General features: G+C 60.0%; 15 protein-coding genes. 12 read left to right on the top strand and 3 right to left on the bottom strand.

Annotation, left to right across the window (positions count from 1 at the left end; genetic code table 11):
• Nucleotides 1–27 precede the first annotated feature (27 nt).
• Entirely contained in the window at nucleotides 28–2154 is a 2127-nt protein-coding gene (locus tag DLM45_RS03435; protein ID WP_343062233.1) for a lytic transglycosylase domain-containing protein, read from the bottom strand.
• A gap of 348 nt (nucleotides 2155–2502) precedes the next feature.
• On the opposite strand from DLM45_RS03435, the gene dapA reads away from it, so the two are divergent.
• From dapA to DLM45_RS03420, 3 genes are read left to right on the top strand one after another with little or no spacing between them, the layout of a single operon-like run.
• Nucleotides 2503–3393, top strand: coding sequence for a 4-hydroxy-tetrahydrodipicolinate synthase (dapA, locus tag DLM45_RS03430; protein ID WP_181335591.1), 891 nt, complete (start codon nucleotides 2503–2505; stop codon nucleotides 3391–3393).
• A 23-nt stretch (nucleotides 3394–3416) separates the two neighbouring features.
• A complete protein-coding gene (gene smpB / locus DLM45_RS03425) occupies nucleotides 3417–3890 on the top strand; it encodes an SsrA-binding protein SmpB (RefSeq protein WP_181335590.1) in 474 nt (157 codons plus the stop codon).
• Between the two features lie 6 nt (nucleotides 3891–3896).
• Complete coding sequence (locus DLM45_RS03420) at nucleotides 3897–4457, top strand: peroxiredoxin (RefSeq protein ID WP_181335589.1); 561 nt, start codon at nucleotides 3897–3899, stop codon at nucleotides 4455–4457.
• Here DLM45_RS03420 and DLM45_RS03415 read toward each other — a convergent pair.
• Together DLM45_RS03415 and DLM45_RS03410 are read right to left on the bottom strand one after the other, a co-directional pair.
• On the bottom strand, nucleotides 4381–5097 hold the full coding sequence (locus tag DLM45_RS03415; protein ID WP_181335588.1) for a uracil-DNA glycosylase: 717 nt from the start codon (nucleotides 5095–5097) through the stop codon (nucleotides 4381–4383). The genes DLM45_RS03420 and DLM45_RS03415 overlap by 77 nt on opposite strands.
• Nucleotides 5098–5122: 25 nt before the next feature.
• Nucleotides 5123–5761 carry a LabA-like NYN domain-containing protein gene (locus tag DLM45_RS03410; protein WP_181335587.1) on the bottom strand — a complete coding sequence of 213 codons (639 nt, stop codon included), beginning with the start codon at nucleotides 5759–5761 and terminating at the stop codon, nucleotides 5123–5125.
• A gap of 342 nt (nucleotides 5762–6103) precedes the next feature.
• Here DLM45_RS03410 and rpoZ point away from each other — a divergent pair, with 342 nt between their 5' ends.
• The 9 genes from rpoZ (at nucleotide 6104) to recO (ending at nucleotide 14130) form a co-directional block, all read left to right on the top strand.
• Entirely contained in the window at nucleotides 6104–6556 is a 453-nt protein-coding gene (rpoZ, locus tag DLM45_RS03405; RefSeq protein WP_181335586.1) for a DNA-directed RNA polymerase subunit omega, read from the top strand.
• 99 nt (nucleotides 6557–6655) lie between these two features.
• Entirely contained in the window at nucleotides 6656–8875 is a 2220-nt protein-coding gene (locus DLM45_RS03400) for a RelA/SpoT family protein (RefSeq protein WP_181335585.1), read from the top strand.
• Nucleotides 8876–8953: 78 nt separating this feature from the next.
• Entirely contained in the window at nucleotides 8954–9502 is a 549-nt protein-coding gene (locus DLM45_RS03395) for a DUF2062 domain-containing protein (protein WP_246317131.1), read from the top strand.
• A 62-nt stretch (nucleotides 9503–9564) separates the two neighbouring features.
• The gene (locus tag DLM45_RS03390; RefSeq protein ID WP_181335583.1) at nucleotides 9565–10365 is read left to right on the top strand and encodes a pyridoxine 5'-phosphate synthase; all 801 of its coding nucleotides are present in this window, start codon (nucleotides 9565–9567) and stop codon (nucleotides 10363–10365) included.
• Nucleotides 10362–10781, top strand: coding sequence for a holo-ACP synthase (gene acpS, locus DLM45_RS03385; RefSeq protein ID WP_181335582.1), 420 nt, complete (start codon nucleotides 10362–10364; stop codon nucleotides 10779–10781). Before DLM45_RS03390 ends, acpS begins: the two co-directional genes overlap by 4 nt.
• A 180-nt stretch (nucleotides 10782–10961) precedes the next feature.
• Nucleotides 10962–11720, top strand: a complete 759-nt coding sequence (gene lepB / locus DLM45_RS03380) for a signal peptidase I (RefSeq protein WP_181335581.1) — start codon at nucleotides 10962–10964, stop codon at nucleotides 11718–11720.
• 18 nt (nucleotides 11721–11738) lie between these two features.
• Nucleotides 11739–12446 carry a ribonuclease III gene (gene rnc / locus DLM45_RS03375; protein ID WP_181335580.1) on the top strand — a complete coding sequence of 236 codons (708 nt, stop codon included), beginning with the start codon at nucleotides 11739–11741 and terminating at the stop codon, nucleotides 12444–12446.
• Nucleotides 12433–13374: a GTPase Era gene (gene era, locus DLM45_RS03370; protein WP_181335579.1), complete on the top strand. Its 942-nt coding sequence runs from the start codon at nucleotides 12433–12435 to the stop codon at nucleotides 13372–13374. Before rnc ends, era begins: the two co-directional genes overlap by 14 nt.
• A 24-nt stretch (nucleotides 13375–13398) precedes the next feature.
• Nucleotides 13399–14130, top strand: coding sequence for a DNA repair protein RecO (gene recO, locus DLM45_RS03365; RefSeq protein WP_181335578.1), 732 nt, complete (start codon nucleotides 13399–13401; stop codon nucleotides 14128–14130).
• Nucleotides 14131–14371: the final 241 nt, after the last annotated feature.

Raw genomic sequence — 14371 nt, 5'->3', positions numbered from 1 at the left:
GTCGTCCCGTATCAAGTCCGCGCGGTATCAGCCTTCGTTGCCCGAGGGGCGGGCGCGTGTGTTGGCACTTCCCGTCGATTGCCCGTCGTGAATTCGAATGAGATCCTGCTGCATGCGCAGAGCATTCTTGGTGTCGCCAAGTCTGGACCGATAAATCTGTATGTTCGCAAGAACTTTCGTCACGTACTCACGGGTTTCTTTGAACGGAATGCGTTCGATCCAGTCGACTGTATCGACATTCGGATCGCGCGGATCGCCGTTCTCACGAATCCATTGGCGCGCGCGGCCAGGCCCCGCGTTATAGCCCGCGAGCCCGAGAACATAGGAGCCCTTAAAGTCTTGCATGCGGTCGGCGATATACGCCGATGCGATCATGACGTTATAGGGCGTGTCCGTCGTGAGCTTCGCAATTTGGCATTTGATCTTGTAGTCGCGGCAAACGTGGTTCGCCGTGATGGTCATCACCTGAAGCATGCCTTTTGCACCGGCGCCTGAAATGGTCTGCGGTTCGAACTCCGTCTCCTGCCGCGCGATCCCGAGAAGCAGCGCCGTCTCCGGCGGTGGACGCAGCGGCTTGTAGGCAGGGAACGGCTTCACCGGATACGAATACATGAGCAGATTCTGCCCACGCGCCACCGAGCTTTTCGCCAGCCGGAGCGACATCTGCGGATCGCCGAGAACTTCGGCGATATGGGCAATGATGCCGCCTTCGGCTTCGCTCGGGAACGCGCTCTGCAATCCGGTCAAAAAGCTCCGCGTATAGGCGCGCGATAGATTGGCCTTGCCAGCAATGATCAACGCCTTCGCAGCGTCGAGCGTATTGAAATTACGGATCTGCTCCGCGGTCGGAAGCGCGGGCGGCGTGATCTTGATCGACCGGCGTTCGGGATCCAGAACTTGCATCGCGAGAAGCCCGTGGAACGTGTCCGGGTTCTTCGCGGCGAGCTGATACCGAGCCATTGCGCCTGCACGATCGCCGCGAGCATCTGACACGCGACCGAGCCAATAAGCGGATTTCGCGCGGCTTAACGGACCATCGGCGGCTTTCGCCATGTCCTGGAAGTGACGTTCCGCAGCCGTCGGATTGTTGAGGTAGCGCAGTGCAATCCAGCCCGCCATGAACGTCTGATCTTTGAGCGGGTTCACGCTGAGCGGTCCGGCGTCCTTCACGAGCCGGTAGGCAAGCTGCATTTTTCCAGCCTTGAGCGCGCCATACGCGAGTTCGCGCCGCTCCGCCCACCACTCATCAAGTTCGGCAATCTTTTTGGGATCGGTCGGAACCGAGAGAATGATGCGGGATGCTTCCTCTATCTTTCCGGCTTTGCGCAGCATCTGCACGCGATGAAAGTCGAGCCCGTGATCGTCGCTCTCACCGGAAGAGACAGCGGCCAGTTGGCTGTCAGCGTTCTTTGCCCTGTTGAAAACAGCGAGCCGCGCGGTTGCGATTTTCTGCTCAGACGCGGGAAGCAGCGGAATGAGCCGCTTCGCTGCCGCCGCTCGTTCAACGCGGTTGGCTGCAAAGCGGACGTTGTTCGTTACCATCCGGTCGAAGCGCCACTTGTGATCGGCAGGCGTCAACAGCTTCCCGAATCTCGCAATGAACCCGCTTTCAAGCTCCGGCGCGATCGTCATCTCGCGCCACACTTTCGCAGCGAGAGCGCGAGCTTTCTGCGTGTTCCCTTCCGCGAGATACGCGGAGGCAAGGGCCGCATTGCCGACGCCCGTCTGCGGGCCGCCGTTCTTCAGGAAGTCCTTGATCTCCTGCGCGCTACCGCCATCTTTGAAAAGCGCTTCCTCCAGCCGCTGCGTAATCATCTCGCGATTTGGCCAGAGTGGATTGTCTCGCAGGAACGCCTGAAACTCCGCAGGCTTGCCAAGACCCCACCGGAGACGGATCCAGTCGGCAAGTTTGCGGGCAACCGGATCTGAGATCCCGTTACGGGCATCCATGAACGCATCGATGTCGCGCTTACGGACCGCAGCAGAGGCCTCACGAAGGCGACTCGCATCGCCGGACGAGGGTGTCACCGACAACAAGGGAGCGAGAGCGGCGTCAAGCTTTGCGAGGTGCTGCTTTTCGGCAGCAGAGATTGTAGGGGCTGGGCTGATGCTCGGCGTGCCCTGCGCGCTGGCAGGCACCGAAAACCCGGCCACCGCAAGAGCGAAAAGGCCAGCAAACGCGCGGAAAGAAGCGCGTCGGCGAAGGCTAAAAGGCGCGACCGAGGAAGAAATTGTAGGCATGGCTCTCATTCGCTGAGACGCGGCACTGCCGATCTTGCGGCGGGCCAGCCGAGCGCCTAATGTCGCTGGACCTGCGTCGCCGGTCATCGTTTCTCCAGCATTAAGGGGTGGTATGGTGTCTGGCGCAAGCATTTCACACCTGGCGAGGTGGCATGCTCGTGCGGCGAGACCATGACCCGTCGCTCTTATATGGGGCTGACGGGACAGTAGGTTCTTGAGTTAACGAGTCGGCCGTGTGCTGATCCAATCCAAGGCAACCGCATGTTCAACGGCTCCATTACGGCTCTCATAACACCATTTCGCAACGGCAAAGTGGATGAGGCCGCCTTTACCCGCTTCGTAGACTGGCAGATTTCGGAAGGCACGAACGGCCTCGTTCCTGTCGGTACGACCGGCGAAAGCCCGACGCTAGACCACGATGAACACAAGCGCGTCATTGAACTTTGCGTGCTCGCCGCCAAGAAGCGCGCGCCGGTTATTGCCGGTACGGGATCGAACTCGACGGACGAAGCGGTTGAGCTGTCGCGCTATGCGCAGGAGATTGGTGCGGACGCGGTGCTGATCGTCACGCCTTATTACAACAAGCCGTCGCAAGAGGGGCTTTATCAGCACTTCAAGGCGATCAACGACGCGATCTCAATTCCGATCGTTATCTACAACATTCCGGGGCGCTCGATTGTCGACATGTCTGTCGAGACGATGGCGCGTCTTTATGAACTGAAGAATATCGTCGGCGTGAAGGATGCCACCGCGAATCTCGCGCGTCCGTCACAGGTTCGCGCAGCGCTTGGGCCTGATTTCTGCCAGCTCTCCGGCGAGGACGCGACGGCGCTTGGCTTCATGGCGCATGGCGGGCGTGGTTGCATCTCGGTCGCGTCAAACGTGGCGCCGCGGCTTTGCGCTGAGTTCCAGCGCGCCTGCCTCGCGGGTGATTTCAAGACAGCGCTCGCGCTGCAGGATCGCTTGATGCCTCTGCACGACGTTCTCTTCATCGAAACCAATCCCGGCCCCGTGAAATATGCGGTCTCTCGCCTGGGACTGTGCTCAACCGAAATGCGGCTGCCGATGGTTCCGATTTCGGAAGCCTCCCGCAAGGCGATTGATCGCGTGCTCGTTCAGCTTGATCTTATCGGCGCTAAGGCTGCCGAGTGATCGCATCTCGGACCGATTGATCCATGGCCGCCAAACGCGACGACGGCACGACGCTTGTCGCCGAAAACCGCAAAGCACGTCACGAGTACTTCATCACCGATAGCTGGGAGGCGGGCATCGAGCTCCTCGGCTCGGAGGTGAAATCGCTGCGCCGTGGCCAATCCAACATCGCCGAGAGTTACGCATCGATCGAGGATGGTGGCATCTGGCTGATCAACAGCTACATCGCCGAATATCCCGGAGCCGCGCTCTTCCCACATGAGCCGCGCCGCAAGCGCCGACTGCTGATGCACGGGAAGGAGATCCACAAAATTGGAATCCAGATCGCTCGCAAAGGCATGACGCTCGTTCCGCTCGAACTCTATTTCAACGAGAAGGGCCGCGCGAAAGTGAAAGTCGGCTTGGCGCAGGGCAAGAACCACTCGGATAAACGCCAGGACGCCGCCAAGCGCGACTGGAACCGCCAGAAAGCGCGGCTCTTGCGCGATAAGGGCTAAGTCGACATGGCAGCTCAATCAGGCACACCGAAAAGCTCGCCCGCAAACAACACCGGCGTTCAGCACTTGCTTGCTGGAACACGTGTTCCTGACGTTCCGCTGCCTGCAACGCGTGGCGCTGACGTCAATCTTGCGCGTTTTCAGGAACGCGCGATTGTCTTCGTCTATCCGATGACGGGCACGCCGGGACTTCCGAACCCGCCCGATTGGGACAACATTCCGGATGCCCACGGATCGACGCCGGAAACGGAAGGCTTTCGCGATTGCTACGCCGAGTTCGAAGTTGCCGGATACGAGATCTTTGGATTGAGCGGCCAGTCGCGCGACGAGCAACGCGCCTTCGCCCAGCGTGCCGGAATCCCGTATCTTCTGTTGAGCGACGAACGGCTTGCTTTCGCTGACGCGCTGAAACTCCCGCGGTTCGAAACGGGAGGAAAGACTTATCTAGAGCGGCTGACATTGGTCGTTCGAGACGGGATCATCTACCGCGTCATCTACCCCGTTCGTCCGCCCGCTTCCCACGCGCGCGAACTTTTGCAGGCCCTGAATCCAGCTCGCCTCGGATAGCTGCAAAGACAGAGCGGAACATTTCGCGCGTCAGCCTTCCGGTGTTCGTATTGTATCGCGAGCAGTGAAAGCTATCGAACATCGCGAGATTCGGTTCGAGCTGGTGGCGTGAGCCGTGCGCAAACGGAAAGAGCGCTTTGCGCTTTCCGAGCGTCGTCAGCGTTTGCTCATGCGCGATGCGGCCAAGCGCGAGAAGGATCGTCATCCGAGGCAGATGCGCGAGCCGCGATTGAAAAAACGGGCGGCAAGTCGCGATCTCTTTGGGCTCCGGCTTGTTCTGCGGCGGCACGCAACGCACCGAATTCGTGATGAGACAGTCCAGAAGCTCAACGCCGTCGTCGGGCCGCGCGTCGTAGTTGCCCCGCGCGAAGTGAAAATCCAGCAGCGTCTCGTAGAGAAGAACGCCCGCATAGTCGCCTGTGAACGGGCGGCCAGTCCGGTTGGCGCCATTACGCCCGGGTGCAAGTCCGACGATGACCAAGCGCGCAGTCTCGCTGCCGAACGACGGAACAGCCCCGTTGAACCACGACGGCTCATCGGTTTCGTTTTCCATGCGATAGGCAACAAGCCGCGGGCACCGCGGGCATTTCACCGGCGCTTCAGGGGGAAAGCTCTCGTTCTCTGCCAGACCGACCGGCATGGACCGAGCGTGCCTCTTTTGTAGATCAGATTTCTTCTTCGGCGAGATCATCGTCGCCAAGATAGTCCGGTTCCCGACCGCTCGGAGCCGGTCCACGACCCTGATAGCCGCGAGCCTCGCGAGCGGGCGCTCTGCCCTGCGTCCGGCCAACCTGATCTTCAAGGTCAGCCAGATCGATGAACTGATCGGCCTGCCGCCTCAGTTCGTCGGCGATCATAGGCGGTTGCGTCTGCAGCGTCGAGATCACGCTGACGCGCTTACCCTTTTGCTGCAGGGCCGCTACGAGGCTTCGAAAATCCCCATCGCCCGAGAAGATGACCAGATGATCGAGGTGGTCGGCAAGGCGCATCGCGTCCACCGCCAGTTCGATATCCATATTGCCTTTGATCTTCCGGCGACCGGTGGAATCCGTGAACTCCTTGGTCGGCTTCGTGACCATCGAGAAGCCGTTGTAATCGAGCCAGTCGATCAACGGACGGATGGACGAGTACTCCTGCTCTTCAGCAAGCGCGGTGTAGTAAAGCGCGCGGATGAGGTTGCTCTTTTGACGGAACATCCCAAGCAAACGCTTGTAGTCGATGTCGAACCCGAGCGATTTTGCGGTGGCATATAAGTTTGCGCCGTCAATAAAGAGGGCGACCCGCTCCGTCGGATAAAAGTGCATCGAAATATCCTGCGCTATTTAATTCATTGAATGATGTACAGTATTGTATGGTCAATTAAGCCGCACACCTTCAAAAGTTAAAAGGGTACTTCTACGCAGTAGATCAAGAAAATCTGATCTCACGGCCTTTCGTTTGTGTGCGACAAAAAGTCTAGTTCGGTGCAGCAAAATTTGCTGCGTTTGCACACCGAACGTCACCGGTGCCTTGATTTTTGAGCGCTAGCGTGTCAGTAATGAGGTGAACGTCACGGGAGACTTCCCGGGCATAGTCGCGCTTCAGCGTCAGGTTGCGCTACAACTCCGATAAGCCGCCGAGATTTAACCAAGGGAAGGTCAGCCTTCATGGCTCGCGTTACCGTCGAAGATTGCGTCGATAAGATTCCCAACCGTTTCGAGTTGGTGCTGCTCGCAGCGCACCGCGCTCGCTCCATCACCAATGGCAGCGCGATGACCATCGCCGCCGATGACGACAAGAATCCCGTTATCGCTCTCCGCGAAATTGCAGAGCGCACGATCGCGCCGGACGATATGCGCGAGACTTTGATTTCGTCGATCCAGAAGAACACCGAAGTGGATGAGCCTGAAGCCGTCGCCGCTCCGCTTCTTCCGCCTGATCGGCGCGCACCGATGCTCGGCCGCGATGATCTTTCCAACGACACGCAGGTCGATGTGATGACCGAGGAGCAGCTGCTCCGCGGCTTGGAAAGCATGACGCCGCTTGAGCCATCAGCCAACATCGGATCGGGCCCCGGCCCGCGCGAACGTGACCGCGATCCGCGTGACCGCTCGCGTTAAGCCGCGTCACGGGTGCGCGCGTCGCTGTCACACCGTGAAATCCTTTAATAAGTTTACGGTCTTCGGCTAGCTTGCGCTCGGAAGGAGTGCGGCGGCACCATGATGCGGCAATACGAGCTCGTCGAACGGGTTCTCAAATACGATCCGAAGGCAGACGAGGCGCTTCTTAATCGCGCCTACGTTTACGCCATGAAGGCGCACGGCAACCAACGCCGCGCGTCGGGCGCCCCCTATTTTTCTCATCCTCTCGAAGTCGCGGCGATCCTGACCGACTTGAAGCTGGATGACGCCACCATCGCTACGGCGCTGTTGCACGACGTCATTGAGGACACTGACGCCACCCGCACCGAAATCGATCAGATGTTCGGCCCGGAGATCGGCAGCCTCGTCGACGGTCTAACCAAGATCAAGCGCCTCGACCTCGTCTCGAAGAAAGCCGAGCAGGCGGAGAATTTCCGCAAGCTCCTGATCGCGATTTCGACCGACATCCGAGTTCTGCTCGTCAAGCTCGCCGACCGCCTCCACAACATGCGCACGCTCGAGCACATGAAGCCGGAGAGCCGTCGCCGCAACTCCGAAGAAACGCTCGATATCTACGCCCCGCTCGCCGGCATGATGGGCATGCAGGCGCTGCGCGAAGAGCTTGAAGACCACGCATTCCGCTGGCTGCACCCCGATGCCTATCAGGCCGTAACCGAGCGACTGAGCGATATGCGCAACCGCAATCGCGGCCTGGTCGAAGAAATTCGGCAGGCGATCGCTCGCAAATGCGCGGATGCCGGTATCAAGGCAGATACGATGGGGCGCGAAAAGAAGCCCTACGCCATCTGGAGCAAGATGGAGCACAAGCAGATCAGTCTCGAACAGCTGTCGGACATCTACGGCTTTCGAGTGCTCGTCGATTCCATCGAAGACTGTTACCGCGTGCTCGGCATCGTCCACACGACGTGGAGCACCGTGCCGGGCCGCTTCAAGGATTACGTTTCTGCGCCGAAGCGCAACAATTACCAGTCGATCCACACGACCGTTTATGGTCCGCGCCACCAGCGCGTCGAACTGCAAATTCGCACGCACGAAATGCACCACACCGCAGAATACGGCATCGCGGCGCATGCGATTTATAAAAACGAGCAGGCGCACGCCCGGAACGGCCACGACGCCGAGAGCGGCGATGATAGTCCTTACGGGCGTCTGCGTGCGATGATCTCGACGCTGCTCGAAGCGGCGAACCCCGAAGAGTTCCTCGAGCATACGAAGCTCGAACTTTTTCACGATCAGGTCTTCTGCTTCACGCCGAAGGGTCGCCTCATCGCCCTTCCTCGCGGCGCAACGCCGCTCGACTTCGCCTACGCGGTACACACCGACATCGGCAACGAAGCAATCGCCGCCTACATCAACGGCCGCCATATGCCGATCGACACGCACTTGCGTAACGGCGACGAAGTGGTGATCGAGACTTCGAAAAATCACGTCCGCCCGGCCGCGTGGGAAGCGTTTGCCGTCACGGGAAGGGCTCGTGCCGCTATCCGGCGCGCAGCGCGAGAGGCGGAGCGCCGGCGCTTCATCGCACTCGGTCGCCAGTTGCTCGGCTCGTCTCTGGCGGGTGCCGAGGTCGACTACTCGGAGGAAAAGATCAAGGCTGCGGCTTTGAAGTCTGGTTTCAAGTCCGCAGACGAGATGTTCGCAGCCATCGGCCGGGATGAAATCGCGTTGTCGGATCTCCTCGGCGTGGTCATCCCTAACGCGCCAGCCGAGCAAAACGAACCTTCGTACAAACCGGCCCGCAAGTTCGGCCGCGCTCAAGCGCAGGACGGCTGGGTCAATATCGACAAGGTAACCAGCCTTAAATTTCGCTCGTCCGAAATCGACGGCGCCACGGCTGTTTCAATCAGCGGACCGAGCCAGGACCTGCCAATCCGCTTTGAGCCGGGCGGCGCTGTGCCGGGAGACCGGATCGTCGGCGTGATGGCGATGGGTGAGGGGATTCGGGTGTTCCAGATCCATTCGCCGCGGCTAAAGGAATACGAGCAAGAGCACTGGATAGATGTGACTTGGGACATCGATCCTGAACATCCGCAGCGATTTCCGGCCCGAATCAGTGTTACCGCTCTAAACGCGCCGGGGTCGCTGGCCGATATCGCTAGGGTTATTGGCGAGACGGGCGGCAACATCGACAACATTAAGATGGCCAAGCGGGCAGCCGATTTCACCGTGATGCACATTGACCTCGAGGTTTTCGATTTGGTGCATTTGAACCACATAGTAGCAGGCCTGCGGGCTAAACCCGCAGTCGCGAAGGTGGAACGGCTCTTCGAGTAGGTTATAACCGCGTGGAAACCGGGCGCGGGTTGAATTTGATACAGGCGTGAAATGGTACGTCACGGTTTGCGAAATCGGTTGTCGGTAGCGTGGGAGTCCGTCGGGCGATGGACGTCCCTGCTTGCGCCGCTTCGTAAGCGCCTCTCCTATTACTGGCGCCGTCTTCTCCGCATCAGAGCAACGCCACATGAAGTTGCGCTGGGCTGCGCCGCAGGCGTGTTTGCGGCCTGCACCCCCTTCATCGGGTTCCAGATGGCGATGGCGGGTGCGCTCGCATTCCTGCTCCGCGTCAGCATCCCCGCAGCCATGCTCGGCACATTTATCGGCAATCCATTGAGTTGGCCTGCGATCTGGGGCGCATCGTACGTCGCGGGCGTCTGGGTGCTCGGACACGACCCAGCCTATGCGACGGAACATTTCGTTGAGACGGCCAATGCCTTGAGCAAAACGCTGCTCGAGCCTTCGCCCGAAACGCTCGACACAGCCGTCGTCACCCTGTCGCCATTTGTTGAGCCGATGGTCGTCGGCGGACTTCTCGTCGGTCTGGTCGCGGCACTGTTTAGTTACTATCCTACGCGTCAGGCCGTGCGCGTTTTTCAGAAGCGCCGTAGAGTTCTGAGCAGCTGAGTTGACGTCAGCACCTGCTTTTCATTTTCATTCGATTGGTAAGTATCGTGGCTGCTACCCGTATGCCTATTGAAACCGCCGAAACGCGGGGTCCGCTTCGCCTCGGCGTAAACATCGACCACGTCGCGACGCTTCGTAATGCGCGTGGCGGCTTGCATCCCGATCCGTTGCGCGCCGCGCATCTGGCGATCGAGGGCGGCGCCGACGGCATCACCGCGCATTTGCGTGAGGATCGTCGTCATATCTCCGATACCGACATCACCCGCCTCAAGAACGAACTCACCCGCCCGCTCAACCTTGAGATGGCGGCGACCGACGAGATGCTGGAAATCGCCATTCGTCACGTTCCGAATGCGTGCTGCCTCGTGCCGGAACGGCGCGAAGAACGCACCACGGAGGGCGGTCTCGATGTTATCGGCAGCGCCAAAACTTTGACGCCGTTTATCGCGCGTTTGCAGGATGCGGGTATTCGCGTTTCGCTCTTCATCGAGCCCGATCCCAGAACGATCGAAGCTGCAGCCGAAGCGGGCGCCGATATTGTCGAGCTGCATACCGGTCGCTACTGCAATCTCGCCCTTGCGCATGACGCAGCCGGAGTGGCTCATGAAGTTGCACGCCATGCGGAGGCCGCCAGGGTCGCTGCGAGCGTGGGCCTGGAAGTCCACGCCGGGCACGGCTTGACCTACAACACAGTCCGGCCAATCGCAGAGCTCTCCGAAATCATCGAACTCAATATCGGGCACTTTCTGATCGGCGAGGCGATCTTCGGCGGTTTGCCAGCGGCAGTTCGCCGGATGCGCCTTCTCATGGACGACGCGCGCAACCTGTACGCCACGCGCCGCACAGCAAAAGCACGCGTATGATCGTCGGCATCGGGAACGACCTCTGCGACATTCGCCGCATCGAGAAATCGATCGATCGCTTTGGTACGCGCTTTCTAAACCGCGTGTTTACTCCCGAGGAGCAGCGCAAGGCCTTCTCGCGTGCCCACCCGGCGCGCACGTTCGCAAAGCGGTTCGCGGCGAAGGAAGCGGCAACGAAGGCGCTGGGGACCGGATTTCGCTACGGTGTCCATTTTCGCGACATTGGCGTCGTCAACTCGCCCGACGGTCGGCCAACACTGGCGCTTGCTGGCGGCGCTGCCCGGCGCCTTGCGTCGATGACGCCCGAGGGGTTTCAGGCACGCATCGACGTCACTCTGACCGATGAGTACCCGCTGGCCGAGGCAGTCGTTATTATTTCACTCGTTGCCGCACACCCTGCAGCGCCTGGCAAATAGGACGCGCTACTGCAACTTTGAAAACACGGCGAAATTGAACGCGACGTCCTGTATCTGCTTACCTTTTCGTCATGTTGCCACCCCTCGTTGCAGCCATTATGCAAAGTCGCTATAGCGGTCCGCTGACACAAAGCGAGTGCCCCGGCCAATGCCGCTCGGCGGCCGCATAGGAGCCCCTGCATGAGCCTTGGTACCAAGACGTCGAGATCGAGCTGGTCTGAAACCCTCATCATCGTCGTCGAAGCACTCGCCATTGCGATGTTCGTAAGGGTCTTCTTCTATCAGCCCTTCAACATTCCATCGGGCTCGATGAAGGAAACGCTGCTGATCGGCGATTACCTGTTCGTCTCCAAGCTCTCGTATGGCTACAGCAAATACTCCTTCCCCTTCAGCCCGAACCTGTTCTCCGGCCGCATCTTCTCGGCCGAGCCCAAGCGCGGCGACGTCGCCGTCTTCAAGCTGCCGCGAGACAACTCGACTGACTACATCAAGCGCGTGATCGGCTTGCCGGGCGACGAAATTCAGATGAAGGACGGCCAGCTCTTCATCAACGGGCAGGCCGTGCCCAAAACCCCCGCCGGCGAATTCACGACGCGCGAAGAGGGACGGGAACGCACCATTCCGGTTTTCGAGGAAACGCTGCCGAACGGCGTGAAGTACAAGGTGCTCGACAGCGATCCTAACGGCCCGCTCGACAACACCGGGATCTACAAGGTCCCCGAGGGTAACTACTTCATGATGGGCGACAATCGCGATAACTCGACGGACAGTCGCGTTCGCAGCGCCGTCGGCTTCGTACCGCTCGAGAACTTCATCGGTCGCGCTGAAATCATCTTCTTCTCCGCGCGCGTCGACGATCCCGATGCCCTGCGTTTGTGGACGCCATGGACGTGGCCATTCGACATACGCTGGAATAGGTTCTTCCAACTCGTTCGATGACCGCAACGGCGCGTGGCGATGTTGAGACCTCGCAAATTCAAGGAACTGGAAACCAAGCTCGGTCACCGGTTCAAAAATCAGGATCTTCTGGAGCGCGCGCTAACTCATGCGAGCGTTCGCGGAGGCAAGATCGCGCGTTTCGATAACGAACGATTGGAGTTTATCGGCGACCGCGTGCTGGGTCTCGCCATCGCTGAAATCCTGAACGAACAGTATCCGGATGCAAATGAGGGCGAACTCGCGCGCCGCTATAACCGGCTCGTGCGGGGAGAGGCCTGCGCGAAGGTTGCCCGTGCGATTAGCCTCGGCTCCCACCTTATATTGTCGGACAGTGAAGCCGACAGCGGCGGTCGCGATAAGACGACCATCCTGGCAGACGCGGCCGAAGCCCTGCTTGGGGCTGTCTTCATCGACGGAGGCTTCGACAAAGCTCGCGCCGTCGTCCATAATCTATGGCGGGAACAATCCGAGCTTGTTCCCGAAGTCGCCGTGGACGCCAAATCGGCGCTGCAGGAATGGGCGCAGGGCCAGGGATTGGCACTGCCGAAATACACGGTTATCTCGCGCAAGGGTCCTGACCATGCGCCGCGCTTCACTGCCGAGGTGGTGATCGCAGGCCGGGAACCGGCACGAGGCGAAGGCGCTTCGAAACGTATCGCCGAACAGGCCGCCGCAACGGTCCTGTTGACGCGTGAAGGAGTAGGAGGCCCGCTTGTCGACAACTGAAACAGAACAGCCTGCAAACGTGCCCGAAGAGGGCCGTCGCTGCGGGTTCGTGACGGTGCTTGGCCCGACAAACGCGGGCAAGTCGACGCTCGTCAACGCGCTTGTGGGCACGAAGATCGCGATCGTCTCCCACAAGGTGCAGACCACGCGCGCGCCCATTCGCGGCATCCTGACGGAGGGCAGCAGCCAGATCGTCTTCACCGATACGGCCGGCATCTTCAATCCGAAACGCCGCCTCGACCGCGCTATGATCGATGCCGCTTGGGGTGGCATCGAAGACGCGGATGTCATTCTGCTGGTCATCGACGCGGCGACCGATCCCGACGACGACACGATGAAGATCGTCGAACGGTTGAAGTCCGCCAAGAGCAAGCGCATCGCGGTCCTGAACAAGGTCGACCGCGTGGAAGACAAAACCAAACTTTTGAAACTCGCCGAGAAGCTGGACGGCGCGTTGGCGTTCGACAAGGTCTTCATGATCTCGGCGCTCGAAGGCAAAGGCGTTACCGATCTCAAGAAGCATCTTCTCGAGATCGTACCCGAGGGCCCTTGGCACTACGCCGAAGACGACGTGACCGACGTGCCGATGCGCACGCAGGCCGCCGAGATGACGCGCGAAAGCATCTATCGCTTCCTGCACCAGGAGCTTCCGTACACGACGACGGTGGAAACACTGAGCTGGAAGACGCTGAAGGATGGCTCAGCCCGCGTAGAGCAGACGATCTACGTTGAGCGCGACGGACAGAAAAAGATCGTCCTCGGCAAGGGCGGCGCAACCATCAAGAAGATTTCGAGTTCCGCGCGCAAGGCGATCGAAGAAATGGCCGGTCACCGGATCCACTTGTTTCTGTTCGTCAAAGTGCGCGAGAATTGGGAAAGCGATCCAGAACGGTATCGCGAAATGGGCCTGCCTTTCCCCAAGTCGTGAGGCGCCCAGCCGCTTGGCGCGATCATGCAGTGGACCGACGAAGCCATAGTCCTATCGGTAAAATCGCACGGTGAAACCGCGGCGGTCGTGGAGCTGTGGACGCGAGCTCACGGCCGTCATCTCGGCCTCGTACACGGCGGGCGCTCGCGGCGGCTGCGGCCGTTGCTTCAACCAGGAAATCACGTTGACGCAACCTGGAAGGCCCGCCTGAGCGATCAGCTTGGCCACGTCTCGATTGAGATGCGCCGCGCCTTCGCAGCCGAAACGCTCGACGACGCAAGTGCTCTCGCAGCGCTTTCGACCATGACGGCCCTGACGCATCTGCTGCCCGAACGCGATCCCCATCCGAACCTCTACGAGATCACGCTTTTCGTTCTCGGCTTTCTCAACGACGCGACCGTATGGCCGCCGCTGCTTGTGCGCTGGGAATTGGCGTTGCTCGATGAGCTTGGCTTTGGGCTTGACCTCAGTCAGTGCGCGGCAACCGGCAGCAACGACCGATTGATCTATGTGTCGCCGAGGACGGGCAGGGCAGTCTCCGCCTCCGCGGGTGAGCCCTATCGCGACAAGCTGCTCGCGCTTCCGCAATTTCTGACGCGCGACCGCGGTGGTCACGTATCGAATTCAGATATCGGATTGGGCTTCGCGTTGACGGGGCATTTTCTCGAACATCGCGTCCTGCTGCCGCGCAATCAAACGCTGCCGGAATCGCGTGCGCGCCTGCTTGCGCATCTGTCGGCTTGGTCGCCGGGCTAACGCGCAACGGAAAAACATTTCGCCAAAAATCTGCGACGGAACCCGGCGCGTGCGCCGTTTCCTAACTGACAGTCGAAATAAGGATCGCGGGATCCGATGTTTCAGACAGTCTCTTCCTGCGGCCGCCAGGCCGCCCGTGCAGACTTGGCATTGCTTGGCATTCCATGGGCAGTCGCTGAGATAAAGCACCCGTCCGGATTCCCCCGCCGGACGGGTGCTTTGTTTGGCACCCGGAGACCCG

It is taken from the genome of Hyphomicrobium methylovorum (genome assembly GCF_013626205.1).
GTDB classification, from domain to species: Bacteria; Pseudomonadota; Alphaproteobacteria; order Rhizobiales; family Hyphomicrobiaceae; genus Hyphomicrobium_B; species Hyphomicrobium_B methylovorum.
This window is presented reverse-complemented; position numbering and strand designations above follow the sequence as displayed.

Bases quoted from the DNA above. Each gene is read 5' to 3' on its own strand.
- dapA (WP_181335591.1), top strand. From the start codon at position 2,503: ATGTTCAACGGCTCCATTACGGCTCTCATAACACCATTTCGCAACGGC.
- smpB (WP_181335590.1), top strand. From the start codon at position 3,417: ATGGCCGCCAAACGCGACGACGGCACGACGCTTGTCGCCGAAAACCGC.
- DLM45_RS03420 (WP_181335589.1), top strand. From the start codon at position 3,897: ATGGCAGCTCAATCAGGCACACCGAAAAGCTCGCCCGCAAACAACACC.
- DLM45_RS03415 (WP_181335588.1), bottom strand. From the start codon at position 5,097: ATGCCGGTCGGTCTGGCAGAGAACGAGAGCTTTCCCCCTGAAGCGCCG.
- DLM45_RS03410 (WP_181335587.1), bottom strand. From the start codon at position 5,761: ATGCACTTTTATCCGACGGAGCGGGTCGCCCTCTTTATTGACGGCGCA.
- rpoZ (WP_181335586.1), top strand. From the start codon at position 6,104: ATGGCTCGCGTTACCGTCGAAGATTGCGTCGATAAGATTCCCAACCGT.
- DLM45_RS03400 (WP_181335585.1), top strand. From the start codon at position 6,656: ATGATGCGGCAATACGAGCTCGTCGAACGGGTTCTCAAATACGATCCG.
- DLM45_RS03390 (WP_181335583.1), top strand. From the start codon at position 9,565: ATGCCTATTGAAACCGCCGAAACGCGGGGTCCGCTTCGCCTCGGCGTA.
- acpS (WP_181335582.1), top strand. From the start codon at position 10,362: ATGATCGTCGGCATCGGGAACGACCTCTGCGACATTCGCCGCATCGAG.
- lepB (WP_181335581.1), top strand. From the start codon at position 10,962: ATGAGCCTTGGTACCAAGACGTCGAGATCGAGCTGGTCTGAAACCCTC.
- rnc (WP_181335580.1), top strand. From the start codon at position 11,739: ATGTTGAGACCTCGCAAATTCAAGGAACTGGAAACCAAGCTCGGTCAC.
- recO (WP_181335578.1), top strand. From the start codon at position 13,399: ATGCAGTGGACCGACGAAGCCATAGTCCTATCGGTAAAATCGCACGGT.